General features: G+C 69.5%; 21 protein-coding genes and 1 tRNA gene. 7 read left to right on the top strand and 15 right to left on the bottom strand.

Features of this window, described 5'->3' with window-relative positions; all coding sequences use genetic code 11:
• Window positions 1–13: 13 nt before the first annotated feature.
• The 5 genes from groL to BUR99_RS00090 all read right to left on the bottom strand — a co-directional run bounded on the left by groL (window position 14) and on the right by BUR99_RS00090 (window position 4,182).
• The gene (gene groL, locus BUR99_RS00110; protein ID WP_074258394.1) at window positions 14–1,633 is read right to left on the bottom strand and encodes a chaperonin GroEL; all 1,620 of its coding nucleotides are present in this window, start codon (window positions 1,631–1,633) and stop codon (window positions 14–16) included.
• A 125-nt stretch (window positions 1,634–1,758) separates the two neighbouring features.
• On the bottom strand, window positions 1,759–2,808 hold the full coding sequence (locus BUR99_RS00105) for a DUF3048 domain-containing protein (RefSeq protein ID WP_084183474.1): 1,050 nt from the start codon (window positions 2,806–2,808) through the stop codon (window positions 1,759–1,761).
• Window positions 2,809–2,886: 78 nt separating this feature from the next.
• Window positions 2,887–3,090: a cold-shock protein gene (locus BUR99_RS00100; protein WP_056010420.1), complete on the bottom strand. Its 204-nt coding sequence runs from the start codon at window positions 3,088–3,090 to the stop codon at window positions 2,887–2,889.
• Window positions 3,091–3,312: 222 nt separating this feature from the next.
• Entirely contained in the window at window positions 3,313–3,858 is a 546-nt protein-coding gene (locus tag BUR99_RS00095) for a LytR C-terminal domain-containing protein (protein ID WP_074258393.1), read from the bottom strand.
• 27 nt (window positions 3,859–3,885) lie between these two features.
• Window positions 3,886–4,182, bottom strand: coding sequence for a DUF3263 domain-containing protein (locus BUR99_RS00090; protein WP_074258392.1), 297 nt, complete (start codon window positions 4,180–4,182; stop codon window positions 3,886–3,888).
• 224 nt (window positions 4,183–4,406) lie between these two features.
• On the opposite strand from BUR99_RS00090, the gene msrB reads away from it, so the two are divergent.
• Together msrB and BUR99_RS00080 are read left to right on the top strand one after the other, a co-directional pair.
• Window positions 4,407–4,808 carry a peptide-methionine (R)-S-oxide reductase MsrB gene (gene msrB / locus BUR99_RS00085; protein ID WP_074258391.1) on the top strand — a complete coding sequence of 134 codons (402 nt, stop codon included), beginning with the start codon at window positions 4,407–4,409 and terminating at the stop codon, window positions 4,806–4,808.
• Entirely contained in the window at window positions 4,809–5,363 is a 555-nt protein-coding gene (locus BUR99_RS00080) for a nitroreductase family protein (RefSeq protein WP_234980694.1), read from the top strand.
• Here the strand turns inward: BUR99_RS00080 and BUR99_RS00075 are convergent.
• The 3 genes from BUR99_RS00075 to BUR99_RS00065 form a co-directional block, all read right to left on the bottom strand.
• Entirely contained in the window at window positions 5,347–6,306 is a 960-nt protein-coding gene (locus BUR99_RS00075) for a DMT family transporter (protein ID WP_074258390.1), read from the bottom strand. The two genes, BUR99_RS00080 and BUR99_RS00075, sit on opposite strands and share 17 nt — an antisense overlap.
• Before the next feature lie 76 nt (window positions 6,307–6,382).
• Window positions 6,383–6,455, bottom strand: a tRNA-Thr gene (locus tag BUR99_RS00070).
• Between the two features lie 116 nt (window positions 6,456–6,571).
• Complete coding sequence (locus tag BUR99_RS00065; RefSeq protein WP_074258389.1) at window positions 6,572–7,498, bottom strand: DsbA family protein; 927 nt, start codon at window positions 7,496–7,498, stop codon at window positions 6,572–6,574.
• Between the two features lie 248 nt (window positions 7,499–7,746).
• Between BUR99_RS00065 and BUR99_RS00060 the strand changes: the two genes are divergently transcribed.
• Together BUR99_RS00060 and BUR99_RS00055 are read left to right on the top strand one after the other, a co-directional pair.
• Window positions 7,747–8,847: an ABC transporter ATP-binding protein gene (locus BUR99_RS00060; protein ID WP_074258388.1), complete on the top strand. Its 1,101-nt coding sequence runs from the start codon at window positions 7,747–7,749 to the stop codon at window positions 8,845–8,847.
• Window positions 8,848–9,024: 177 nt separating this feature from the next.
• Window positions 9,025–10,347, top strand: a complete 1,323-nt coding sequence (locus BUR99_RS00055) for a DUF4032 domain-containing protein (RefSeq protein ID WP_074258387.1) — start codon at window positions 9,025–9,027, stop codon at window positions 10,345–10,347.
• A 76-nt stretch (window positions 10,348–10,423) separates the two neighbouring features.
• Here BUR99_RS00055 and rlmB read toward each other — a convergent pair whose 3' ends face one another.
• The 4 genes from rlmB to BUR99_RS00035 all read right to left on the bottom strand — a co-directional run bounded on the left by rlmB (window position 10,424) and on the right by BUR99_RS00035 (window position 14,721).
• Window positions 10,424–11,446: a 23S rRNA (guanosine(2251)-2'-O)-methyltransferase RlmB gene (gene rlmB / locus BUR99_RS00050; protein WP_074258386.1), complete on the bottom strand. Its 1,023-nt coding sequence runs from the start codon at window positions 11,444–11,446 to the stop codon at window positions 10,424–10,426.
• A complete protein-coding gene (cysS, locus tag BUR99_RS00045; RefSeq protein ID WP_074258385.1) occupies window positions 11,443–12,867 on the bottom strand; it encodes a cysteine--tRNA ligase in 1,425 nt (474 codons plus the stop codon). Before cysS ends, rlmB begins: the two co-directional genes overlap by 4 nt.
• A gap of 44 nt (window positions 12,868–12,911) precedes the next feature.
• Complete coding sequence (ispD, locus tag BUR99_RS00040; protein WP_074258384.1) at window positions 12,912–14,102, bottom strand: 2-C-methyl-D-erythritol 4-phosphate cytidylyltransferase; 1,191 nt, start codon at window positions 14,100–14,102, stop codon at window positions 12,912–12,914.
• A 136-nt stretch (window positions 14,103–14,238) separates the two neighbouring features.
• On the bottom strand, window positions 14,239–14,721 hold the full coding sequence (locus tag BUR99_RS00035; RefSeq protein WP_022889889.1) for a CarD family transcriptional regulator: 483 nt from the start codon (window positions 14,719–14,721) through the stop codon (window positions 14,239–14,241).
• Window positions 14,722–14,878: 157 nt separating this feature from the next.
• Here BUR99_RS00035 and BUR99_RS20150 point away from each other — a divergent pair, with 157 nt between their 5' ends.
• Complete coding sequence (locus tag BUR99_RS20150) at window positions 14,879–15,355, top strand: hypothetical protein (RefSeq protein ID WP_074258383.1); 477 nt, start codon at window positions 14,879–14,881, stop codon at window positions 15,353–15,355.
• 90 nt (window positions 15,356–15,445) lie between these two features.
• Here the strand turns inward: BUR99_RS20150 and BUR99_RS00025 are convergent, their stop codons facing one another.
• Both BUR99_RS00025 and BUR99_RS00020 read right to left on the bottom strand, forming a co-directional pair.
• Complete coding sequence (locus tag BUR99_RS00025; RefSeq protein ID WP_056652583.1) at window positions 15,446–16,126, bottom strand: response regulator transcription factor; 681 nt, start codon at window positions 16,124–16,126, stop codon at window positions 15,446–15,448.
• The gene (locus BUR99_RS00020) at window positions 16,123–17,406 is read right to left on the bottom strand and encodes a sensor histidine kinase (protein WP_074258382.1); all 1,284 of its coding nucleotides are present in this window, start codon (window positions 17,404–17,406) and stop codon (window positions 16,123–16,125) included. Before BUR99_RS00020 ends, BUR99_RS00025 begins: the two co-directional genes overlap by 4 nt.
• 184 nt (window positions 17,407–17,590) lie before the next feature.
• Here BUR99_RS00020 and phoU point away from each other — a divergent pair, with 184 nt between their 5' ends.
• Complete coding sequence (phoU, locus tag BUR99_RS00015) at window positions 17,591–18,250, top strand: phosphate signaling complex protein PhoU (protein WP_074258381.1); 660 nt, start codon at window positions 17,591–17,593, stop codon at window positions 18,248–18,250.
• 87 nt (window positions 18,251–18,337) lie between these two features.
• Here the strand turns inward: phoU and BUR99_RS00010 are convergent, their stop codons facing one another.
• Entirely contained in the window at window positions 18,338–19,084 is a 747-nt protein-coding gene (locus BUR99_RS00010) for a phosphoglyceromutase (RefSeq protein ID WP_074258380.1), read from the bottom strand.
• Window positions 19,085–19,298: 214 nt separating this feature from the next.
• Between BUR99_RS00010 and BUR99_RS00005 the strand changes: the two genes are divergently transcribed.
• Window positions 19,299–24,857: a ThuA domain-containing protein gene (locus BUR99_RS00005; RefSeq protein ID WP_159440924.1), complete on the top strand. Its 5,559-nt coding sequence runs from the start codon at window positions 19,299–19,301 to the stop codon at window positions 24,855–24,857.
• Window positions 24,858–25,136: the final 279 nt, after the last annotated feature.

Genomic DNA, 25,136 nt, shown 5'->3' with positions numbered 1-25,136 from the left:
CGCGAGGCGCGGACTAGAAGTCCATGCCGCCCGTCGGGTCGCCGGCCGGAGCCGCGTTCTTCTCGGGCTTGTCGGCGACGACGGCCTCGGTGGTGAGGAACAGGCCCGCGATCGACGCAGCGTTCAGCAGCGCGGAGCGGGTGACCTTCACCGGGTCGTTGATGCCGGCAGCGAGCATGTCGACGTACTCGCCGGTCGCGGCGTTGAGGCCCTGGCCGACCGGGAGGTTGCGCACGCGGTCGACCACGACGCCCGGCTCGAGGCCGGCGTTGAGGGCGATCTGCTTGAGCGGAGCGTCGATCGCGACGCGAACGATGTTCGCACCGGTCGCCTCGTCGCCCGTGAGCTCGAGCTTCTCGAAGGCGGTCTTGCCGGCCTGGATGAGGGCCACGCCACCACCGGCGACGATGCCCTCTTCGACGGCTGCCTTCGCGTTGCGAACGGCGTCCTCGATGCGGTGCTTGCGCTCCTTGAGCTCGACCTCGGTCGCCGCACCCGCCTTGATGACGGCGACGCCGCCGGCGAGCTTGGCGAGGCGCTCCTGCAGCTTCTCGCGGTCGTAGTCGGAGTCGGTGTTCTCGATCTCCTTGCGGATCTGCGCGACGCGGCCGGCGATGGCCTCCTCGTCGCCGCCACCCTCGACGATGGTCGTCTCGTCCTTGGTGATGATGACCTTGCGAGCCGAACCGAGCAGGTCGAGGGTGACGTTCTCGAGCTTGAGACCGACCTCCTCGGAGATGACCTGGCCGCCGGTGAGGGTCGCGATGTCCTGCAGCTGCGCCTTGCGACGGTCGCCGAAGCCGGGAGCCTTGACGGCGACCGACTTGAAGATGCCGCGGATCTTGTTGACGATCAGCGTCGCGAGGGCTTCGCCGTCGACGTCCTCGGCGATGATGAGGAGCTGCTTGCCGGTCTGGATGACCTTGTCGACGATGGGCAGCAGGTCCTTGATGTTCGAGACCTTGCCGTTGACGATCAGGATGTAGGGGTCTTCGAAGACCGCTTCCTGGCGCTCGGGGTCGGTGACGAAGTACGCCGACAGGTAGCCCTTGTCGAAGCGCATGCCCTCGGTCAGCTCGAGCTCGGTGCCGAACGTGTTCGACTCCTCGACGGTGACGACGCCTTCCTTGCCGACCTTGTCGATCGCCTCGGCGATGAGCGCACCGATCTGCTCGTCGGCGGCGGAGATCGATGCCGTGGCGGCGATCTCTTCCTTCGTCTCGACGTCCTTCGCGTTGGCGAGGAGCTCGGCCTCGACGGCCGCGACGGCCTTCTCGATGCCGCGCTTGAGCGAGATGGGGTCGGCGCCTGCGGCGACGTTGCGGAGGCCCTCGCGCACGAGCGCCTGGGCGAGCACGACCGAGGTCGTGGTGCCGTCACCGGCGACGTCGTCGGTCTTCTTGGCGACCTCCTTGACGAGCTCGGCACCGATCTTCTCGTACGGGTCGTCGAGTTCGATCTCCTTGGCGATCGACACACCGTCGTTCGTGATCGTGGGTGCGCCCCACTTCTTCTCGAGCACGACGTTGCGTCCGCGCGGGCCGAGGGTCACCTTCACCGCGTCGGCGAGCGTGTTCAGGCCACGCTCGAGGCCACGACGGGCCTCCTCGTTGAAAGCAATGATCTTTGCCATGTGTTTCTCTCGTCCTTTCCCGGACGTCTTCAAAGATTCGTTGGGTTAGCACTCAAAACGAGTGAGTGCTAAAACGATTCTGGCACTCGACCGCCACGAGTGCAAGCGAGCCCGAGGCTGTCCGCTCAGGGCGTGAAGGTCGCGGAACCCTCGCTCGGCACGAGCTCGACCCACGTATTGCCGGGAGCCAGCCGCAGCGGTGAACCGTCGTCGGCGGTGAGGATGATCGGCGCCCCCGCGGCATCCTTCGTCCATGTGCCGTGAGCCGTTCGCCCTCCGGCGGAGACCCAGGCCTCGCCCGACCCGATCATCACGGTCTTCGGCACCTCGCCGTAGCGCCAGTCGATCGCGACGCGCATGGTCACGATGTTCGTCGCTCGCACCCGCTCTCCGGACGCCTCCGTGTCGGGCGATCCCTCCTGCGAACGCAACCAGACGGATGCCGCGGCATCCCATTCCCAGGCGGGGAACCTGCCCTCGGAGAAGACGAGGTCGACGCGCGACGTCGGCACCGCGGCGAGCGCCGGAGCCGCGAGCGGATCGGCCGTGCCGTACGCGAACTGCACGGGCGGCGGCGCGAGCGCGGCATTGCGGGAGACCGCCTCAGCGGATTCGAGGATCACGTCGTGCGGTCCCGGCCGCTCGTCGGCGCGGAAGAAGAGCCCGGTCTCGTCGTAGTCGAACACGATGTTCAGGAGCGGCGTCGCCATCATCATCGCGACGAACTGGTCCTGGCCGCCCGAGTAGGCGATGATGCCGCCGAAGGGCGAGGCGATGTCGGGATCCATGGGGCGGATCGATCGCACGGGGCCGACCTCGTCGGGGACATCCGAATGCCAGATCGCGACGTAGCGGGTGAGCCCGCCCTCGACGAGCTCCTCGAAGACGATGTCGGTGCGATTCAGTGCGATCTGCGGGCGCGCCTCTTCGTGGTTGTCGATCTTGACCGCGAGCGAGGGATGCGCGAGCGCTGCCGCGTCTGCAGGCGTTCCGCGCAGCGGAGCGAACGACACCGTGGAGGCCGCGGAATCGGACGACGGCCTGACCACGACCTCGGTCGGCGCCGGATCGGCTCGGGGCGGCGACTGGCAGCCCGCCAGCAGCAGTGCAGCTGCGACGAGCGCTGTGGTGCGCGCTCCCCGCCGTCGCGGAGCCGAGCCGGCCTGCGCTGCCATGCGGTCATCGTAGACCCGCCGCTCGTCGGAGACGCGGGAGCACGCCGCCGGATCGGCGGCGCGCCCCGCGAATCGAGATCAGGCCGGGCGGACGCCTTCGGCCTGCGGTCCCTTCGAACCGGTGCCGACCTCGAAGACGACCTGCTGCCCCTCCTCGAGGACCTTGTACCCCGACATGTCGATGGCGGAGTAGTGGACGAAGACGTCCTGACCCCCCTCATCGACGGTGATGAATCCGTAGCCCTTTTCAGCGTTGAACCACTTGACGGTTCCGTTCGCCATGCGTTGCTCCCATGTTGCCGTGTCCGATCAGCACCCGCCCGTGGCCCGTGCCGGACCGCGCCCTCGCGTGCAGGGTGCCAGGGACGGCACCGTGCGCTTGCGCTGGAGAGCGGCCGAAACCAGATACTCACGACAGGGCGTTCCTGCACAAGGGTCTGCGGAGCGGAGCGGATATCGGAATGGCAACGATTCAGGTCGCGCCCGACCGGATCCGCGCGTCGATCAACCCGCCGTGGCCGTGGCGTAGTCGGAGCCGAGCACGACGACGAGCTGGTTGCCGGTCGCGGCGAACTGCTCGGACATCCGCACGTCGGCCTCGGGCAGGAACTGCGCGACGCCGCGAGCAGCACCCTCGAGCTCGGGGGTCGCGTAGTAGACGACGGTCTCGGTGAGCGTCTCATCGCTCGCGTTCGCCGTCGACGCCACCGGGACGCCGTTCGCCGTGAGCGTCTCCGCCGCCTTCGCCGCCAGTCCGGCCGTCGCCGTGCCGTTCAGCACGAGCACGGGGATGTCGGGGGCGATCACGGGCTCGGCGGTGACGACCGGCGTCGCGCTCGGGCTCGCGACCGGAGCGTCGCCGAAGTTCAGCCGGTCGTTGAGGACCATGACGCCGCCGATGCCGACCGCGGCGAGCACCACCGTCGCCAGTGCCGCCCAGCCGAAGGTGATCCATCCGGCGCCCCTGCGCGCCGGGGCGCGGTGCGCACCGACACGGTCGATGCCATGCGGGATCGAGTCGAAGCGATCGCGGGGGAACTTCTGCGCCATGGGTCCAGTCGTCTGTCGGGGCCGAGCTCAGTCGAGCGGTCGGCCGATCGAGAGCGAACGACGCGTTCGCGCCGCCGCACGAGCCGCACGCATCCGCTGCAGTCGCTTGACCAGCATCGGGTCGTGCCTCAGCGCCGCCGGTGAATCGATGAGCTCGCCGAGGATCCGATAGTAGCGGGCGGCGGAGATGCCGAATTCGTCTCGGATCGCCTCAGCCTTCGCGCCGGGGTGCTGCCACGCGCGCGACTCGAAGGCGAGCACCCGGGTGTCGCGCTCGTCGAGGTGCGCTTCGGCGGGGCGGTGCGGCAGGCGCTCGGCGCTCATCGGACCTCCCGTCGAGGCGAGCCGGATGCACCGCCTGAACGTCATCTTAGACACCGGCGCCTCTGCGGGAGCCGTGCACCGACGGCGTGTATCGCCGGCGTGCAGAGCCGGCGATCGCCCGCACGGAACACCGGAGCACGGCACGGCGTTGCACCCGGTGTCGGAACCCACAGGCGAACCTGCGACCATGGAGGGCACCGACGCGAGCACTGGGAGGACCCTTCATGGCGTACAACGTGGACAAGACCGACGACGAGTGGCGCGCCGAGCTCGGCACCGAGCAGTACGCGGTGCTCCGCGAGGCCGCGACCGAGCGCCCGTGGACGGGCGAGCTGCTCGACGAGGAGCGCGCCGGCGTCTACTCCTGTGCCGCCTGCGGCGCCGAGCTCTTCCAGAGCGGCACCAAGTTCGACTCGGGCTGCGGTTGGCCGAGCTTCTACGAGTCCGTGCGGCCAGAGGCCGTCGAGCTCATCGAGGACTCCTCGCTCGGCATGGTGCGCACCGAGGTGCGCTGCGCGAGCTGCGGATCGCACCTGGGCCACGTCTTCCCCGACGGCTTCGGCACGCCCACCGGCGACCGCTACTGCATGAACTCGATCGCCCTCGACTTCTCGGCCGAGGCCTGAGTGTCGGCATCCGTCCGCGAGGCGATGCTCGCTCGGCGCTCGGCCCCCAAGGTCACGGAAGCCGCGCCCGACGACACGGAGATCGTGGACCTGCTCGAAGCGGCCGGCCGGATCGCCGACCATGCCTCGCTGCGCCCGTGGCGGTTCATCGCGCTGCGCGGCGAGGCGCGGAACCGACTGGGTGATGCACTCGCCGCGGCTGCGGGTCTGGACGGCGAGCACGGCGCCCGCCTCGCGGCCAAGCCGCTGCGCGCACCCCTGCTGCTCGCGATCGTCGCGACCACGACCGTGCACTTCAAGGTGCCCGCGTGGGAGCAGGAGGCTGCCGCCGCGGGCGTCGCCCACCAGCTGAGCCTGCTGCTCGACGACGCCGGGTGGGGCGTCATGTGGCGCTCGGGGCCGCACACGCGGCATCCGCTCGTCGCCGAGATGCACGGACTCGCCGACGGCGAGCGCCTGCTCGGCTGGCTGTACGTCGGCGGCGTGCCCGCGGGCGCGCGGCCCGGTCGCGGCCCCGAGATCGGCGCCGCGACGAGGTTCAGCTCCCTGGCGTGACCTCGACGGGCAGTGCGTGCTTGCGCCGGCCCCAGCGGATCGAGGCGACGCCCACGGCGATGAGCGCGAGCACGGTACCCCCGATCGTCGCGATGCCGACCGGCCGGTCGGCGGTGGGCAGCAGCAGGTCGAGGGCGAGGGCCGCGACGAGCTGCCCGGCCACACCGCACAGGGCGAGCAGCAGCACGCCGAGCCGGCGCACCAGCATCGCCTGCCCGGCGATGAAGATGCATCCGAGCGCGCCGCCCACGTAGAGCCAGGGCTCGGCGGGCAGGGCATCGGGCCAGCCGGCGGATGCCGCGTGCACGAGCATGACCACGACGAGCGCCGTCGTTCCGACCAGGAAGTTGATCACGGTCGCGGTGAGTGCGCTCTCGGCGACGACCTTCACGCGGCCGTTCACCGCCTGCTGCCACGACGCACCGATGCCGGCGATGAACGGGAGCACCATGAGCAGGATCGGGGCATCGCCCGCGAGCTGCGCCGACACCGCCCAGCCGATCGCGACGAGGGCGAGCACGGCGCCGATCACGCGGGTCGCGCTGAGCGGCCGCCGGCCGCCGGGGCCGAGCCCGACGACGTCGAACACGATGCCGCCCACGGTCTGGCCCGCGACGATCGCGATCGTGAACAGGGCGACGCCGATGACTCCGGCCGAGAGCCCCTGCGTCGTCACGAACCAGGCGCCGGCGAGACCGCCGAGCACCATCCACCATGGGAGTGCCCGGCCGCGCAACGCCCCGCCGACCTTCGCGAGCCCGGCCCGACCCGGCTTCCACATCGTGAGCACGACCAACAGGATCAGGAGTCCGCTCCCGAACGAGATCGTCGCGGCGACGTACGGGTCGTCGAGCGCCACCGCGAGCTGGCCGTTGACGCGCGACTGCAGCGCAGTGCCCGCGCCGAACAGCAGCGCGAGCACGAGCGCGATCCACAGCGGCATGCGCGACGTCTCGACGTGGTGGTGGTGTGCTGCGGGGTCCGCCGGTGGCGGCTGAGGAGCTGCGTGCTGAGTCAAGAGCCGGCTATGGGACTCGAACCCACAACCCCCGCTTTACAAGAGCGGTGCGCTACCAATTGCGCCAAGCCGGCGAGGGCGATGCCTCTCGGACATCCTACCGATCGTCGACCGGTGAGACGGCAGACGACGCGGCCCCCGAACGCACAAGGCCCGGCGCACGGCCGGGCCTTCGCAGCGATCTCGCGGGTTACGGCGCCGGGGTGGGCGTCGGCGACGGGGTCGAGTTCGATTCCGAGAAGGTCTCGCCGGTCGCCTGCAGCACGAACGACTGGAACTCGGCCGGGTCGGTCAGCGAGCCCTCGTACTGCTTGCCGTTCACGAGCACCGTCGGGGTGCCCTTGATCGCCTCGAGGTCGGAGTTCGGCACCGGTTCGGTCAGGGCGCGCGTCGTGGCATCCTGCACCCACTTCTTGAACTGGACATCGTCGATGCACTGCTCGATCGTCGACAGCGAGCTCACGCCCGCCTTCTTGGCGAGCGACTTGATCTCGGCATTGTCGAGGCCGACGGAGGTCTCTTCGGGCTGGTTCTCGAACAGCAGCGCGTTGAAGTCGAAGAACGACTCGGGCGAGGTGTTCGCCACGCAGGCCGCCGCGTTCGCCGCGCGCAGCGAGTACTGGGTGCCGGCGGACTTGTTGGTCAGCAGGGCGATCGGATGCACCTCGAGCGTCGCCGCGCCGGACTCGACCATCGTGCGGATGGAGTCGGCGTTCGTCGTCTCGAACTGGCCGCAGAACGGGCACAGGTAGTCGATGTAGGTGACGATGTTCGCCACGGTGCCGCTGTCGTCGGGCACCGTGGGGGTGGGCGCCTCGTCCGCGGCCAGCGCCGGGGTCTCAGTCGGCGTGATCACGCCGTCGACGCCAGTGAGCAGGATGCCGTCACTCGCCATGTTGGCGGGGCCGGGGCCGTCGGGCTTGATGTTGTTGAAGATCAGACCGCCGATGAGCGCTGCGATCGCGAGCACCGCGACGATGACGCCGCCCTGGATGAGCCACTTGTTGCGTCGCTCTCGCTTCTTCTGCTCCTCGCGGAGCTCCCGCGCCTTCTCGCGCGCGGCTTCGCGCTGCTCGTTACGGGTGGGGCGTGGCTGATTCGATCCGCCGTTGCTCATCGATGGTCACTCCGGTCGCTGTGTGGGCGCGCATGTATGCATGCGGACGCAAACACGATAGTAGGGACGATCTCTGTGAAATACCCAAACGGATTCCGCGAACCGGCCGGAACCGAGCTGAGTGCCGTCTCCCGGCCAGTGCGGAGCACCTCGTCCCGCGTGCGATACTGAGTGAGCGTCAGCGTCGACGCAGTCCATCACTACGGATCGTCCGGCACGTACCTGCCGGTGAAGGAGAAATACGAATCATGGCGTCAGTCACGTTCGACAAGGCAACCCGCCTCTACCCCGGCGGCACCCGTCCCGCCGTCGACCAGCTCGACCTCGAGGTCGCAGACGGCGAGTTCCTCGTTCTCGTCGGCCCCTCCGGTTGCGGCAAGTCCACCTCGCTCCGCATGCTCGCGGGCCTCGAAGAGGTCAACGACGGCAACATCTTCATCGGCGACCGCAACGTCACCGACGTGCCGCCGAAGGACCGCGACATCGCCATGGTCTTCCAGAACTACGCGCTCTACCCGCACATGACCGTCGCCGAGAACATGGGCTTCGCCCTGAAGATCGCCGGCGTCGGCAAGGAGGAGCGTGCAGCTCGCGTGCTCGAGGCCGCGAAGCTCCTCGACCTCGAGCCCTACCTGGCCCGCAAGCCGAAGGCGCTCTCGGGCGGCCAGCGCCAGCGCGTCGCCATGGGCCGCGCCATCGTGCGTCAGCCCCAGGTCTTCCTCATGGACGAGCCGCTGTCGAACCTCGACGCCAAGCTCCGCGTGCAGACCCGCACCCAGATCGCGTCGCTCCAGCGCCGCCTCGGCGTCACGACCGTGTACGTCACGCACGACCAGACCGAGGCCCTCACCATGGGCGACCGCATCGCCGTGCTGAAGGACGGCCTCCTGCAGCAGGTCGGCACGCCGCGCGACCTCTACGAGAAGCCCAACAACGTGTTCGTCGCCGGCTTCATCGGCTCGCCCGCCATGAACCTCTTCCACGCCGACCTCGTCGACGACGGCGTGAAGTTCGGCACCGCGACCGTTCCCGTCGACCGCGAGACGCTCGCCCAGTCGAGCGGCAAGATCGCGACCATCGGCGTGCGCCCCGAAGACATCACCGTCTCCCCCGTCCAGGGCGAGGGCCTTGCAGTCGAGGTCGACCTCGTCGAGGAGCTCGGCGCCGACGGCTACCTCTACGGCCACTCCATGGTCGAGGGCAAGCGCACCGACATCGTCGCCCGCGTCGACGGCCGCATGCACCCGAGCGCCGGTGACAAGGTCTACCTCACCGCGACGCCGCACCACGTGCACCTCTTCGACGCCGAGTCCGGCGAGCGCCTCGGCAACAAGGCCGTGGTCGCCTGACCGACCCTGTCGATCGGTGATGCCGGCCGGGCTCCTGCCCGGCCGGCATCGCTGTATTCGCGAGGCATCCGATCACGACGACTCCCGTCGACCACGACTACGCTGAGGCACCAATGAGCGGATCACTCTCGATCACCTCGTTTCGATGCAGCCCGACCCGACTACGCTGAGGCACCAATGAGCGGTTCACTCTCGATCACTTCGGCCATGGCCGATCCGGCGCTCCTCGACCTTCCGTGGGAGCTCCCGCTCGAGGCCTGGCCGAACGACACGATCGCGGCGCTGCCGAAGGGCATCTCGCGACACCTCGTGCGGTTCGCGCACCTCGGCGCGCACATCGTGGCGATCAAGGAGACGACGGCCGAGATGGCCAAGGGCGAGTACGAGATGCTGCGCACCCTGCAGCGGCTCGACATCCCCTGCGTCGACCCGGTCGCCGTCATCACCAATCGCACCGACGACGAGGGCGATGCGCTGAAGCCGGTGCTCGTCACCCGCCACCTGCGGTTCTCGCTCCCCTATCGGGCGCTGTTCTCGCAGACGCTGCGACCCGACACGGCGACGCGCCTCGTCGACGCGCTCGCGGTGCTGCTCGTGCGGCTGCACATCGTGGGCTTCTTCTGGGGCGACGTGTCGCTCTCGAACACGCTCTTCCGCCGGGACGCCGGTGCGTTCGCCGCGTATCTCGTCGACGCGGAGACGGGCAAGCTCTACGAGGGCGGCCTCTCGAACGGCCAGCGCGAGAACGACCTCGAGATCGCCCGGGTGAACATCGCCGGCGAGCTCCTCGATCTGGAGGCCGGCGGCAAGGTCGCCGACGAGCTCGACCCCGTCAACATCTCGAACGGCATCGTCGAGGCCTATCGCAGCCTCTGGCTCGAGCTCACCGGCTCCGAGTCGTTCTCGAGCGCCGAGCGCTGGCGCATCAACGAACGCGTGAACCGTCTGAACGAGCTCGGCTTCGACATCGAGGAACTCGCGATCAAGACGGATGACTCGGGCACGACCGTGCGCATCCAGCCGAAGGTCGTCGATGCGGGCCACCACCAGCGCCGTCTGCTGCGGCTGACCGGTCTCGACGCCGGCGAGAACCAGGCGCGACGCCTGCTCAACGACCTCGACTCCTACCGCGCGGCGTACGGCAAGACCGAGCTCGACGAGGAGATGGTCGCGCACGAGTGGCTCATGCGGGTGTTCGAACCCGTGGTCCGGGCGATCCCGCGCGAGCTCCGCGGCAAGCTGGAGCCGGCCGAGGTCTTCCACCAGCTGCTCGACCACCGCTGGTTCCTCGCGCAGCAGGTGGGCCACGACATCCCGCTCGCCGAGGCCGTGAGTTCGTACGTCAACAGCGTGCTGCGTCACCGGCGCGACGAGGCGACCGTGATCGGACCGCCGACGGGCGCCTTCACGTCGCCGATCGAGACCATCCCGTCGACCGACACCGCGGCATTCGCCGCCCTCGACCCCGACGAAGACGACGACTGGCGCGCGAACGTCTGATCGCGGCATCCGCTCGCAGCGGGCGCCCGACCGGGCGACTCCGACGGGCGACCGCTCGCCGGAGTCACCGGGAGCGTCAGCCGTCGGCGCGGAGCTTCGAGATCTCGTAGAGCGTGACGGATGCCGCGATGCCGGCGTTGAGCGACTCGGTCGACGCCGAGATCGGGATCGACACGATCGCATCGCACGTCTCGGCGACGAGGCGCGAGAGTCCCTTGCCCTCGCTGCCGACGACGATCACGATCGGTCGGTCGGCCCAGCTGAGCCCGGGCAGCGAGACATCGCCGCCGCCGTCGAGGCCGAGCACGAAGACACCGCGCTCCTTGAGCGCCTTGAGCGTCTGCGTGAGGTTCGGCGCCATCGCGACGGGCACGCGTGCCGCGGCACCGGCCGAGGTCTTCCATGCCGCTGCGTTCACGCCGACCGAGCGGCGCTGCGGCACGATGACGCCCTGACCGCCGAACGCGCCGGTCGAGCGCAGGATCGCGCCGAGGTTGCGCGGGTCGGTGATGCCGTCGAGCGCCACGAACAGCGGCGTCTCGTCGCGGGCGAGCACCTCGTCGAGCAGTTCGATGGGGTGCGCGTACTCGTAGGGCGGCACCTTGAGCGCGAGGCCCTGGTGCACGCCGCCCTCGCCGGCGAGCCGGTCGAGTTCGGGGCGCATGACCTCGAGGATCGGGATGCCGCGGTTGGTGGCGACCTTCATCGCCTCGCGCACGCGGTCGTCCATCTCGACGCGCGCGGCGACGTAGAGGGTCGTGGCGGGGATGCGCGCCCGGAGCGCCTCGACGACCGAGTTGCGGCCGGTCACGATCTCGGACTCGTCGCCCGTCTTCGCCCGTCGTGCAGCGCCGGATGCACCGCGCGGGGCACCGGGCCGCTGGCCCGAGCCCTGCCCGGCGACGCGCTTGCCGCCGCTCGCGGTGTAGCGCTCCTGCGCCGCCTTCTTCTTTCCGGCGGGGTGCCAGGCGCGGTCTTCGGCCTTCGGCGTCGGGCCCTTGCCCTCGAGGGCCTGGCGGCCCTGGCCGCCCGAGCCGACCTGCTTGTTCTTCGCCTTCCGCACGGCTCCGGCGCGCGACTTGCCGCTGCTGCCCTTCATAGTCCCAAGCTCCAATGCGTTCCGGTAGAACTGTCTTCGATGGTGATGCCCGCTGCCGAGAGTTCGGCGCGGATCCGGTCTGCGGCAGCGTAGTCCCTCGACTCGCGCGCAGCCTGTCGGTCTTCGATGAGACGCGTCACGAGCGCGTCGAGTGCGGATGCCGCGGGGCCCGAGTCGGCCGTCGCCCAGTGGGGGTCGCGCGGGTCGATGCCGAGCACCTCGACCATGGCCGCGACCTGGCCGTGCGCGGCGGCGGCATCGTGGAGCTCTTCGGCGTCGAGCGCCTGGTTGCCGGCGCGCACGGTGTCGTGCAGCACGGCGAGGGCCTGCGGCACACCGAGGTCGTCGTCCATCGCCGCGGCGAAAGCGTCGGGGATGACCGGAGCGCCGGTGCCGGCGAACCGGGTGCCGGCGAGGCGCCGTTCGACCCTGGAGAGGAAGCCGCGGATGCGGTCGACGGCCGCCTCGGCCTCGGCGAGCGAGCCGGGCGAGTAGTCGAGCGTCGAACGGTAGTGGGCCGCACCGAGGAGGTAGCGCACCGCCAGCGGCGAGGCGAGCTCGAACAGCTCCGCCGCGTACACGGAGTTGCCGAGCGACTTCGACATCTTCTGCCCGCCGATGTTCACGAGGCCGTTGTGCACCCAGTAGCGGGCGTAGCCGTCGCCGGCCGCAGTCGACTGGGCGAGCTCGTTCTCGTGGTGCGGGAAGCGCAGGTCGAGGCCGCCGCCGTGGATGTCGAACTCGGCCCCGAGGTAGCGCGTCGCCATGGCGGAGCACTCGATGTGCCAGCCGGGGCGGCCGTCGCCCCACGGCGACGCCCAGCTCGCGGATTCGGGCTCGGAGGCCTTGCGCCCCTTCCACAGGGCGAAGTCGCGCGGGTCGCGCTTGCCGCGCGGGTCGGCGTCGGCCGCGGCCTCCATGTTGTCGCGCGCCTGCCGCGTGAGCTCGCCGTAGGCCGGCCAACTCGCGGTGTCGAAGTAGACGTCGCCCGAGGCATCCGATGCCGCATAGGCATGGCCGAGTTCGATCAGCCGCGCGATGAGCTGCTGCATCTGCGAGATGCTCGCGGTCGCCCGCGGCTCATAGGTCGGCGCCATGATGCCGAGCGAGGCATAGGCGGCCGTGAACTCGAGTTCGACGCGGTAGGCCAGGGCCCACCAGTGCTCGTCGGTGCCGTTGTCGGTCGCCGCGTTCAGGATCTTGTCGTCGATGTCGGTGACGTTGCGCACGAACACGACGTCGTTGCCGCGGTAGGAGAACCATCGCCGCATGATGTCGTAGACGAGGGCGCTGCGCAGGTGCCCGATGTGCGGGCTCGACTGCACGGTGGGACCGCAGACGTACATGCCGACACGCCCATCGCGCAGGGGCGCGAAGTCGCGCAGGGCCTGGGCCTTCGAGTCGTAGAGTCGCACGGTCACCCGCCAAGCCTACCGGCCGGGCGTGTCAGCCCCTGCGCGGCCGGTCAGCTGCGCGGAAGCAGCATGGCGGTCGCGATCGCGGCGACGCCCTCGCCGCGACCGGTGAACCCGAGCGCGTCGCTCGTGGTCGCCGCGACGCTCACGGGCGCGTCGAGGACTCCGGACAGCAGCGCCTCGGCCTCGGCGCGACGCGGCGCGAGCTTCGGACGGTTGCCGATGATCTGCACGGTCACGTTGCCGACCCGCCAGCCCGACGCCTCGACGAGCCGCCGGGTCTCGGCGAGGAAGACCTCGCCGTGGGCGCCCGCGAAGCGCGCGTCGGCCGTGCCGAAGACCTGGCCGACGTCGCCGAGCCCCGCGGCGGCGAGCAGGGCATCGCAGATCGCGTGCGCTGCGGCGTCGCCGTCGGAATGCCCGGAGAGACCGCGTTCACCGGGCCACTCGAGGCCCGCGAGCCAGAGCGTCGTCGTCGCGTCGTCGGCGAAGGCGTGCACGTCGGCACCGGTGCCGATCCTGGGCGCGGTGACGCCGCGCGACGCCTGCGCTTCGCGCTCCGCGACGAGCTGTTCGGCACGGTGCAGGTCGGCGGGCACGGTGATCTTGAAGGCGCGCACGTCGCCCGGCACCACGTCGACGACGAGCCCGGCGGACGCCACGAGCGCCGCGTCGTCCGTGAACTCCTCGTGCGCCGTGGCGTAGGCGTGGTCGAGCGAGGCCCGAGGGAAGCCCTGCGGCGTCTGCACGGCGCGGAGCGCCGACCGATCGACGGTCTCGAGCACACGTCCGTCGTCGGAGACGCGCTTGACGGTGTCGACGACGTCGAGCGCCGGCACGATGCCGCGTCGACGCGCCCGCACGGCTCCCACGACCTCGTCGAAGAGCAGTGCCGGCGCGAGGGCGCGTGCGGCGTCGTGCACGAGCACGGTGTCGACCGAGTCCGGGAGCACGGCGAGCCCGCCGGCGACCGACTCCTGCCGGGTCGCGCCGCCGGCGACGACGGCGATCTCGGCGGCAGCGGCCTCGGCGACCGGGGCGAAGCGCGATCGTGTCGACTCGACTCGGTCGGCCGGCACCACGAGCACGAGGTGCGGCGTCTCGCGCATGCCGAGCACGGAATCCACGGCGACCGAGAGCACCGTGCCCGAACCGAGCGGCACGAAGGCCTTGGGCTCGGCATGACCGAGCCGGGTGCCGCTGCCCGCGGCGACGACGATGACGGCGATCGCTGAACTCACGGTTCGAGCGTAGTCGCGCCGGGGTCCGACGGCTGCGGGGAACGGACGTCTGCGCGGCGTCGGCCCCTGCGCCGGACCCGTCCGGATACGACGAACGGCGGGTGCATGGGCACCCGCCGTTCGTGTGGAACTCCCGCTAGGAGGCGAGGACCTCGTCGAGCACGGTCGAGGCCGCCTCTTCGTCGGTCTTCTCCGCGAGCGCGAGCTCGGAGATGAGAATCTGGCGCGCCTTGGCGAGCATTCGCTTCTCGCCTGCAGAGAGCCCGCGGTCCTGATCGCGGCGCCACAGGTCGCGAACGACCTCGGAGACCTTGATCACGTCACCCGATGCGAGCTTCTCGAGATTCGCCTTGTAGCGGCGCGACCAGTTGGTCGGTTCCTCGGTGAAGGGGGCACGCAGCACCTCGAAGACCTTGTCGAGGCCTTCTTTGCCGATGACGTCGCGAACGCCGACCAGGTCGACGTTCTCAGCGGGCACCTCGATGACGAGGTCTCCCTGCGTGACGTTCAGCTTGAGGTAGAGCTTCTCTTCACCCTTGATGATGCGTTTCTTGACCTCGGTGATCGTTGCGGCACCGTGGTGGGGGTAAACGACGGTTTCGCCAACCTCAAAAAGCATGAATAGATGTCCTTTCGGCAACTATCAGGATATCACATTCGGGATCATGCTAAGGTTCCGCCCCCTCTCGAGGCAGTCGCTGCTCGTACGATATGCTCGGTTCGTTCCCTTCGCGCCCGGGCATCCGCTCGTGCGCGACCACGCACTTGGAGGTTCTGTGAAGGCGCGTCTCGCGGCATCCGCTGCTCTGGCCCTCGGCATCGCGCTCGGCGCGAGCGGCTGCTCGATGGTCACCTACCAGGCGACGACCGAGCACTACGACGCGAGCGACGGCGTCTCCGTCGACGTCGGCGAGCTCGACCTCCGCAACGTCCTCGTCGTCTCCGACGACGGGGTCGACGGCACCCTCGTCATGACGGTCGTCAACAACGGCGCAGACGACGTCACGCTCGGCGTGCAGTTCGGCGGCGACGACATCGAGCCCATCAAGGTCGAGGCCGGCTCCGAACTGGTGTTCGGCGTCGACCAGGTCGAAGGCACCGATGAGGTCGAGCCCATCGTGCTCGAGGGCATCGACACCCTTCCCGGCGCGTTCCTGCCCATGTTCTTCGAGTACTCGGGCGCCGAGGGCGTCGAGAAGCTCATCCCGGTGCTCGACGGCCGGCTCCCCGAGTACGAGAACCTCGTCCCGTAGCCTCGGCGCGGCCGACCGACGACGAACGGGTGGGATGCTTCGGCTCCCACCCGTTTCGCGTGCCCGGCGGCGCCGCGGCGCCGCCTGGGATCAGGCCTCGAAGCGGTAGCCGAGGCCGCGCACGGTCACGAGCTGCACCGGCTCCGACGGCTGCTGCTCGATCTTCGAACGGATGCGCTTGATGTGCACGTCGAGCGTCTTCGTGTCGCCGAAGTAGTCGGATCCCCAGACCCGGTCGATGAGCTGCCCTCTGGTGAGCACACGGCCGGGGTTGCGCATGAGCAGCTCGAGCAGCTCGAATTCCTTCAGCGGCATGGGCACGGGCTCGCCGTCGACCTCGACCGTGTGCCGGTCGACATCCATGCGCACCCGGCCGCCCTCGATCACGGCCTCGTCGAAGTCCTCGATCTCGATGCGCCGGCGCAGCACGGCGCGGATGCGCGCGAGCAGCTCACGGGTCGAGTAGGGCTTCGTGACGTAGTCGTCGGCCCCGAGCTCGAGCCCGACCACGATGTCGATCTCGGAGTCCTTCGCCGTCAGCATGATGATCGGCACCGTCGAGCGGCTGCGGATCTCGCGGCAGACCTCGGTGCCCGGCAGACCCGGAAGCATGAGGTCGAGCAGCACCAGGTCGGCGCCCGCGCGGTCGAATGCCTCGACGGCCGACGGGCCGTCGGCCGCGACCTCCACCTCGTAGCCCTCTCGTTCGAGCAGGAAGCTCAGCGGGTCGCTCAGGGCGATCTCGTCTTCGACGAGCAGGATGCGGGTCACGTACGGTCTCCTCGATCGGAGGCTGCGGAGGTCGCAGCCGGTGGTGCTGACGTGCGGCGCTTCGTGGAGCGCGGGTCCGCGGCATCCGGTCGCCGCTCGCCGCCGCTGGGCCCGGCGGTCATCGGCTCCGGTTCGCCTGCGCCCGGTTCGATGGCGGCCTCGGCGAGCGGCAGCCGGATCATGAAGGTCGAGCCGCGCCCCGGCTGCGACCACACCCGCACATCGCCGCCGTGGTTCTGCACGGTGTGCTTGACGATGCTGAGGCCCAGCCCCGAACCGCCCGTGTTGCGCGAACGCGCCTGGTCGACCCGGTAGAACCGCTCGAACACCCGCTCGAGGTCGTCGGCCTCGATGCCGATGCCCTGGTCGGTGACCGCGATCTCGACGACGTCGCCGTCGACCTTCGCTCCGACACCGACCCTGCCGCCCGGGTTGGAGTACGCGATCGCGTTGGCGATGAGATTGTGCACCGCCACGATGAGGAGCGCCTTGTCGCCGTAGACCTCGGCCTTCTTCGTCGAGGCGCGCACGGCGACCTCGACCTGCTTGGCTCCGGCCACGATGCGGTTCTGGTCGACGGCCGCGGCGATGACCTGGTCGACTCGCACCAAGCGGTCGGGCCGCAGCGCATCGCGGGCCTGCAGCCGCGAGAGCTCGATGACCTCGCTCGTGATGTGCGCGAGCCGGGCGGCCTCGACCGAGAGCCGGCCGGCGAACCGACGCACCTGCTCGGGCTCGTCGGCCGCCTGGTCGAGCGCCTCGGCGAGCAGGCTCACCGAGGCGATCGGCGTCTTGAGCTCGTGGCTGATGTTCGCGACGAAGTCGCGGCGCACCTCGTCGAGGCGGTGCGCCTCCGTGCGGTCCTCGGCGAGCAACAGCACGAAGCGGGTGCCGAGCCGGGCGACGCGCACATGGAGGCGCATCGTCGACTCGCCGAACGGCCCGCGCGCGAGGGTCACCTCGTCGACGAGCGGCTCGCCGCCGCGTCGGACGGATGCCGCGAGCTCGAGCAGCTCGGGATGCACGAGCGCCTGCTGGCGCACGAGCCCCATCGCGAGTGCACCGGGCGAGGCGCGGAGCACGTTGTTCGAAGGGTCGAGCACGACCCCCGCCGACTCCAACACCTCGAGCACCTGGTCGACCCCGTCGGGGATCGTCGGTGCGACGACCTTCGCCGCGCTCGAGCCGCGGCGCTCGGCCATGTGCAGCATGACCATGAATGCGGCGCCGAGGAAGATGCCGAAGGCCAGCGCCGTGAGCACCGACCAGGTGGAGTCCATGGCACCAGACTAACCAGCCGCTCGGGCCCGATCCGCCGTTGTCCCGCTGTGCGGCGGTACGTTAACGAGTATTCAGCCTCCCGGCACCTGTTGTTCATCTTGCGCCGGGAGGATGCTCCGAGGGCCGGAATGCCCGGGCACGTCCGCGCCCGGCACGGGCCAGAACAGAGAAGGATTCGACAACATGCGTGAGGTGTTCCAGCAGGAACTGCGCGAGGTGCAGGAAGGGCTCGTCGAGCTCGCCGGCCTCGTGGCCGATTCGATCGAGAAGGCGACGCGTGCGTTCAACGAGTCCGACGTGAGCCTCGCGGAAGAGGTGATCGCCGACGACGACCGCATCGACCAGGAGACGGTCGCCCTCGACGAGCTCGCGATCACGATCCTCGCCAGGCAGCAGCCGGTCGCGCGCGACCTCCGCATCGTCGTGAGCGCGCTGCGCATCAGCGCGTCGCTCGAGCGCATGGGCGACATGTCGACGCACATCGCCCAGCTCGCCCGCTACCGATTCCCCGACAAGGTCGTGCCGAAGTCGCTGCGCCCGACGTTCGCCGAGATGGGCCGCCTCGACGTCGAGATCGCGCGCCGACTCGTCGAGCTCCTGCGCACCGAAGACGTGCACCTCGCCGAAGAGATCCGGAACGAGGACGACAAGGTCGACGCCCTGCACCTGCAGGTGTTCGACAAGGTGCTCGGCGAGACGTGGAAGGGCGAGGCCGTCGACACGGTCGACGCCACGCTCGCGAGCCGGTACCACGAGCGTTTCGCCGACCACGCGGTCTCGATCGCCAAGAAGGTGCAGTACCTCGCGACCGGCGACTGGGACCCCGAGAAGTCCGCCCTCTGACGTCCGCGCACGGCCTCGGCCGAGCGTGCGAGAAGGCCCGGCGGATGCGACATCCGCCGGGCCTTCGTCGTTCGTGTGGAGCCGGAGCTACTTCTTGCCCTGCGCGGCCACGGCGGCCGCGCCGGCCGCAGCGGCGGCGGGGTCGAGGTACTCGCCCGGGCCGAGCGGCATGAAGTCGTCGCCGAGGCGGTACACGAGCGGGATGCCGGTCGGGATGTTGAGCTCGGCGATCTCGTCGTCGCCGATGCCGTCGAGGTGCTTCACCAGGGCGCGCAGCGAGTTGCCGTGGGCGGTCACGAGCACGGTCTTGCCGGCCGCGAGGTCGGGAACGATGTCGGACTGCCAGTACGGAAGCATGCGCGCGATGACGTCCTTCAGGCACTCGGTGCGCGGAAGCTCGTCGTCGGCCAGGTCCGCGTAGCGCGGGTCGCCGACCTGCGAGTACTCGGCGTCGTCGGCCAGCACGGGCGGGGGCACGTCGAACGAACGACGCCAGAGCTGGAACTGCTCTGGGCCGTACTTCTCGAGCGTCTCGGCCTTGTCGAGGCCCTGCAGCGCACCGTAGTGGCGCTCGTTGAGACGCCAGGAACGGCGCACGTCGATCCAGGCGCGGTCGGCGACGTCGAGGGCGATGTTCGCCGTCTGGATCGCACGCGTGAGCACCGAGGTGTGCAGCACGTCGGGCAGGAGGCCCGATTCGGCGAGCAGCTCTCCGGCGCGGGCCGCCTCGGCGGTGCCGAGTTCGCTGAGCCGCACATCGACCCAACCGGTGAACAGGTTCTTCTGGTTCCATTCGCTGTTGCCGTGGCGAAGCAGCACGAGGGTGTGTGGCATGCGAACCAGCCTAGCGGCGCGGCATCCGTCGCCCTGAATATTTCCGCGCTGGTCTGCGCATGATTCCAACGTCGGTCAAACATAAATAGATGGAAGTTGTCTCAACTTTTGCTTGACGCTCGCCATAAGTCCCCCCTAGGTTCGGGATCGGACGTGCAATGCCGCTCGACCGATCGAGCGCAGGTCCAGCCATTCGGAACCAATGGAGGTCTCAATGCTCACCCAGCTCCGCACGGACGTGAAACGGCTGGTCGCCGTATTACTCGCGTCTCTTCTCACCGTCGGGGTGGTGGTCGGGGTCGCAGCTCCGGCACAGGCTCACGACGGAACCCAGATCCTGATCTTCACGAAGACGACGCAGTACCGTCACACCGACGCGATCGACAAGGGCACCCCGCTCATCACGGCGGCGCTCGAGGCCGAGGGCATGGAGGTGACGCACACCGAGGACTCGACGATCTTCAACGACACCGACCTTCCGCACTTCGATGCGATCGTCATGTTCCAGACGTCGGGCGACCCGTGGAACGCCGACCAGAAGGCGGCGCTCGAGCGCTACCAGCAGGGCGGCGGCGGCATCGTGGCGATCCACAACGCCACCGACATGCGCGGCAACTACGCCTGGTGGGACGAGCTGGTCGGCTCGCTCATGCCCGGGCACGCCGCCACCGGTTCGGACCCGGGCCAGCCGGGCACGGTGCGGATCGAGGACGACACGCACCCGTCGACCGAGCACTTCGAGGAGACCCGCTGGGACCGCGGCGACGAGTGGTACAACTTCTCCAACAACGTCCGCGGCACGGCGCACGTGCTCGCGTCGATGGATGAGTCGACGTACGACGCCGGCGGCAACGCCATGGGCTACGACCACCCGATCTCCTGGTGCAAGCCCTACGACGGCGGTCGCACCTGGACCACGGCCATGGGCCACTACGGCTCGCACTACTCGGAGCCGAAGTTCATGGCGCACATCGTCGGCGGTGTGAAGTACGCGGCCGGCCTCGAGGAGGGCGACTGCGGCGGCACGGTCTGGGAGAACTTCGAGAAGGTCTCGCTCGACCAGAACACCTCGGCGCCCTTCGCGATGGACATCGCCGAAGACGGCCGCGTGTTCTACACCGAACTCGTCCGCGGTCAGATCCGCGTCTGGGACCCGGCGACGAACGCCGTCACGACCGCCCTCGAGCTCGACGTCTACTCGGGCGGTGAAGACGGCCTCCTCGGCATCGCGCTCGACAACGACTTCACCGAGAACGGGCGCCTCTACGTCTACCGCTCTCCTGACGCCGCGGACAACTCCGACCCGTCGAGCTTCCTGAGCCGCGTCTCGCGGTTCACGATGGTCAACGGCTCCATCGACCCGGCCTCGGAAGAGCTCATCATCGAGGTGCCGGCACGTCGCCTGCCCGATGAGCCCGGCCACACCGGCGGCGGTCTCGACTTCGACGCAGCGGGCAACCTGTACCTCGGCGTCGGCGACGACGTGAACCCGCACTCGGAGCCGTCGGGCGGCTACGCGCCGCTGTCGGCGCGCCCGGGCACGTTCCACGACGCTCGCGAGACCTCGGCGAACACCAACGACCTGCGAGGCAAGCTGCTCCGCATCACCCCGAACGCCGATGGTCCCGGCTACACGATCCCCGAAGGCAACCTCTTCCCCGAGGCCGACGACACGGCAGGCAAGACGCTGCCCGAGATCTACGCCATGGGGTTCCGGAACCCGTTCCGCTTCTCGGTCGACCAGCAGACGGGCGCGATCAGCCTCGCCGACTACTCGCCCGACAACGGCACCGACGCTCCGACGACTCGCGGCCCGGCCGGCATCGCGGAGTGGAACTACATCACCAGCCCCGGCAACTACGGCTGGCCGCTCTGCATGGGCGACAACGAGCCGTTCCGGAACGTCGACTACACGACGAACCCGGTGACGGTCGGCAACTTCTTCGACTGCGCCGCACCGATCAACGACTCGCCCCGGAACACCGGCCTGACCGAGCTGCCGGCCGCACGAGCTGCCGACATGTGGTACGGCTACAAGCGTTCGTCGGTCCCCGGGATCATCTCCCAGGGCGGCGGACTCGCACCCATGGGCGGGCCCGTCTACAACTACGACGCCGACCTCGAGTCCGACACGAAGTTCCCGGCCTCGTACGACGGCAAGCCCTTCTTCTACGAGTGGGCTCGCAACAAGATGTACTCGATCCAGCTGACCGACGGCGCGACCGGCGGCGGCGACGCCGTCGAGAAGGTCAACGCCTTCCTGCCGCAGGAGCAGTTCCTGGCACCGATCGACTCCAGGTTCGGCCCCGACGGCTCGCTCTACGTGCTCGACTGGGGCGGCGGCTTCGGCCGTGACAACCCCAACTCGGGGCTGCACCGCATCGACTACATCTCGGGTTCGCGTTCGCCGATCGCCAAGGCGACGACCGACGTCGAGTCCGGCCCTGCGCCGCTCACGGTGACATTCGACGGCACGTCGTCGACCGACCCCGAGAACGCGGAACTCGCGTTCGCGTGGGACTTCGACGGCGACGGCACGGCCGACGCCTCGACCGCGACGGCGACGCACACCTATGAGACCGAGGGCGTCTTCGACGCGCGACTGACCGTCACCGACCCCGACGGCAAGACCGCGACGACGACCGTGCCGATCACGGTGGGCAACACCCGCCCGGCCGTCACGTTCTCGCTCCCGCCGAACGGATCGTTCTTCGACTTCGGAGACGACCTCTCGTGGGACGTCGCAGTGACGGACCCCGAGGACGGAACGGTGAACGGCGACGACGTCATCATCCAGCCCGCGCTCGGACACGACGAGCACGCGCACCCCACGACCCCGCTGAGCGGGTTCACGGGTTCCACGGAGACGACCCTCGGCGGGCACGCGGCCGACGAGAACATCTTCTTCGCGCTCGACGCCCGCTACACCGATGGCGGCGGCGAAGCCGGTGCCAACCCCCTCACGGGTTCGCAGACGACGCTCGTCTTCCCGAAGCGCAAGCAGGCGGAGTTCTACGACAGCGCGTCGTCGATGACGAAGGCGCCGAGTCGTGACGTCGAAGGCATCGAGAGCGACCGGGTGATCGTCGGCGGCGACGGCGCGTGGGCGCACTTCGATCCGGTGAACTTCTACCGGGTCGACGACCTCGCACTGCGCGTCTCGGCCGTCTCCGAGGGCACGAGCATCGAACTCCGCAACGGCGCCGCCGACGGCGAGCTCCTCGCCACGGCCGCGGTGCCCGCGACCGGATCGATGCGATTCACCGACGTCCTCGTCGACGTGAGCGAGTTCCCCGAGGAGACGCTCGACCTCTACGTCGTCTTCCGCGGCGGCGAGATCAAGCTCAACTTCCTCGAGGCGATCGGCCAGGGCGCTTCGCCCGAAGCCTCGCCGACGGTCGCCATCACGGCGCCCGAGCAGGGCGTCGAGCTCGAGCCCGGCCAGGACGTCACCGTCGAGGCCGACGCCGCGGGCGACGTGGAGCAGGTCGAGTTCTTCGTCGATGGAACCTCCATCGGCGTCGACGACGCAGCTCCGTACGCCGCCGAGTGGGCTGCCCCGGAGGAGGGCCTCTACAAGCTCACCGCCGTCGCGACCAACACGGCCGGCAAGTCCACCACGTCACGCATCGTGCAGGCTCAGGTCGGCGAGCTCTTCGGAGACCTCGTCCCCTTCACGAACGCCGACGGCACCTTCGAGCGGATCGGCGATGGCCGTTTCCGCATCACCGGCGCCGGCGACGACACATGGCAGGGCACCGACGAGTACTCGACGCTGTACGCACCCGCCGGCGGCGATGAGGACTGGGAGGCGGTGGTCAAGGTCGATGCGCAGCAGAACACCAACGGCTCCGCCAAGGCCGGCATCATCGTGCGCAACGACATCACGCAGCCGGGCACGTCGCCGGGCTACGCGATGGTGGGAATCCGGCCGAGCAACGGCATCGAGTTCCTCGCCGATCCCGACGGGAACGGACAGCTCAACACGTCCGTCGCCGGCGGCACGACGAGCTACCCGGTCTGGGTCAAGATGAAGCGTGCCGGCGCCGACTACACGGCGTACTTCTCGAAGGACGGCTCCACGTGGACGCAGGTCGGAGGCACGGTCAACCTGACCGGCGCCGCCGCGACGCAGGACGTGGGCATGTTCACGGTCTCGCACGCCACCGGCCCGGGAACGGTCGACTTCGCGGACTTCGCGATCGACACCGAGCCCCAGGGTCCGGAGCCGACCGAGCCGCTCGAGCCGCTGATGTGCGCTGCTGCACCGCTCTCGGACGAGTTCGACGGGCCGGCGCTCTCGCCGTTCTGGTCGATCCGTGAAGACAGCGCGAAGCCGATCACCCAGAGCGGCGGGGCGCTGAACCTCCCCGTGACGTCGGGTGACATCAACGAGGCATCGACCGGTCCGGTGAGCTTCGCCGGCAAGCCGCTGCCCGCCGGAGCATGGGAGGCGACGACGAAGATCACGCTGCCGCACAACTCGCACTGGCAATGGGCCGGGCTCGTGGTGCACCAGAGCGATGACGAGTACAACAAGCTCGCCTTCGTCCGCAACCAGAACGGCACCCGCATGGTGGAGTTCCAGAGCGAGACGGCGGGTGCCCGCACCACGCCGGCCGCACCCGCGCTGCCGTCCGGGTTCCCGACGACGATCCAGCTGAAGCTCACGAGCAACGGCACCGTGCTGACGGGCGCATACTCGGCAGACGGAGTCACCTGGAGCGCCCTCACGGGTCAACTGCAGCTCAAGCAGAACGCGAAGATCGGCATCATGGCCGGCGGCGACCTCGGTACGACGCCGGTCACCGCGAAGGTGGACTGGTTCCACTTCAGCCCCGAGCCCGCCGCCGGAGAGCCCGTCTCACCCAGCGACGAGTTCGACGGCGACGCGGTCGACGGCTGCCGCTGGTCGGAGAGCGTGCGATACGACTCCAACCACGCCGAGGTCGCAGACGGCCACCTGAAGGTCACGACCCAGGTGGGCGACATCAACGGGAACAACCCGCTGTCGCCGCGGAACTTCATCCTCACCGAGGCGCCCGAGGGCGACTGGGTGGCCACGACGAAGTTCACGGCGCCTCTGCAGCACCGCTACCAGCTGGCGGGCCTGATGATGTGGGCAGATGACGACAACTACGTCAAGGCCGACATCGTCGCCTACAACGCACCGGGCAGCTCGCTCGACCTGCGGGCTGAACTGGCGGCCGAGAAGAACGGCGCGGGCTACGGCAGCCGCAACGTCAACATCGCCGACTCCACCGAGAGCGGGTACTGGTACGTCCGGGTCACGAAGACCGGCGACGTGTACACCGCCGAGGTGAGCGACGGCGGGGTCAACTGGACCCCGCTCGGCGACACCGGGATCACCTTCGACCAGCCGCTGCGCGGACTCGGTCTGATGGCGATCGGCCCGCAGCAGGAGCAGCCCGTGGTGGTGGAGTTCGACTACTTCCACCTCGAGACCGAGGCCCCTGAGCCCACGCTGGACGTCACGGCGGTGGCGAGCACGCGGTGCATCTCCGGCAAGGTGCTCGTCTCGGTGAAGGCGACGAACAACGAGGACGTGCCGGTGGCGCTGTCCTTCGAGTCGGCGTACGGCACCAAGTCGTTCGCCGCCGTCGCTCCCGGCAAGAACGCCGTGCACTCGTTCACGACGCGTGCCGCGGAGGTGCCGGCGGGAACGATCGCCGTGACGGCGACCGCGACCGTGGACGGTGCGCCGGTGACGTACTCGGTCGATGCCGAGTACGACGCCGCGAGCTGCAACTGATCCAAGGGGCGGTGACCCGTCGTCCTCGACGGGCCACCGCCCCCTTCCCCCGCAATACCACCCCGCCCGGCCCCGCCGGGAACCTCCAAGGAGAACCGAGAATGAGCAAGTCAGGATTCGCCGCACGATGCACCGCGGTCACGATCGGCACCGCACTGCTGGTCGGCGTCGCCGGCATCGCCGTGGCAGAAGAGAACCACGGCGACGCCGGCGTCGACGTCAACGTCGCCATCACCGAGATCACCCAACCCGGCGTCCTCGCCATGACCGTCGCCGACA

The organism is Agromyces cerinus subsp. cerinus, assembly GCF_900142065.1.
In the GTDB taxonomy this organism is placed as follows: domain Bacteria; phylum Actinomycetota; class Actinomycetes; order Actinomycetales; family Microbacteriaceae; genus Agromyces; species Agromyces cerinus.
This window is presented reverse-complemented; position numbering and strand designations above follow the sequence as displayed.

Bases quoted from the DNA above. Each gene is read 5' to 3' on its own strand.
- BUR99_RS00095 (WP_074258393.1), bottom strand. From the start codon at position 3,858: ATGGCGCAGAAGTTCCCCCGCGATCGCTTCGACTCGATCCCGCATGGC.
- msrB (WP_074258391.1), top strand. From the start codon at position 4,407: ATGGCGTACAACGTGGACAAGACCGACGACGAGTGGCGCGCCGAGCTC.
- BUR99_RS00075 (WP_074258390.1), bottom strand. From the start codon at position 6,306: ATGCCGCTGTGGATCGCGCTCGTGCTCGCGCTGCTGTTCGGCGCGGGC.
- BUR99_RS00065 (WP_074258389.1), bottom strand. From the start codon at position 7,498: ATGAGCAACGGCGGATCGAATCAGCCACGCCCCACCCGTAACGAGCAG.
- BUR99_RS00055 (WP_074258387.1), top strand. From the start codon at position 9,025: ATGAGCGGTTCACTCTCGATCACTTCGGCCATGGCCGATCCGGCGCTC.
- phoU (WP_074258381.1), top strand. From the start codon at position 17,591: ATGCGTGAGGTGTTCCAGCAGGAACTGCGCGAGGTGCAGGAAGGGCTC.
- BUR99_RS00020 (WP_074258382.1), bottom strand. From the start codon at position 17,406: ATGGACTCCACCTGGTCGGTGCTCACGGCGCTGGCCTTCGGCATCTTC.
- BUR99_RS00010 (WP_074258380.1), bottom strand. From the start codon at position 19,084: ATGCCACACACCCTCGTGCTGCTTCGCCACGGCAACAGCGAATGGAAC.
- rlmB (WP_074258386.1), bottom strand. From the start codon at position 11,446: ATGAAGGGCAGCAGCGGCAAGTCGCGCGCCGGAGCCGTGCGGAAGGCG.
- groL (WP_074258394.1), bottom strand. From the start codon at position 1,633: ATGGCAAAGATCATTGCTTTCAACGAGGAGGCCCGTCGTGGCCTCGAG.
- BUR99_RS00005 (WP_159440924.1), top strand. From the start codon at position 19,299: ATGCTCACCCAGCTCCGCACGGACGTGAAACGGCTGGTCGCCGTATTA.
- BUR99_RS00100 (WP_056010420.1), bottom strand. From the start codon at position 3,090: ATGGCGAACGGAACCGTCAAGTGGTTCAACGCTGAAAAGGGCTACGGA.
- BUR99_RS00035 (WP_022889889.1), bottom strand. From the start codon at position 14,721: ATGCTTTTTGAGGTTGGCGAAACCGTCGTTTACCCCCACCACGGTGCC.
- BUR99_RS00060 (WP_074258388.1), top strand. From the start codon at position 7,747: ATGGCGTCAGTCACGTTCGACAAGGCAACCCGCCTCTACCCCGGCGGC.
- BUR99_RS00105 (WP_084183474.1), bottom strand. From the start codon at position 2,808: ATGGCAGCGCAGGCCGGCTCGGCTCCGCGACGGCGGGGAGCGCGCACC.
- BUR99_RS00090 (WP_074258392.1), bottom strand. From the start codon at position 4,182: ATGAGCGCCGAGCGCCTGCCGCACCGCCCCGCCGAAGCGCACCTCGAC.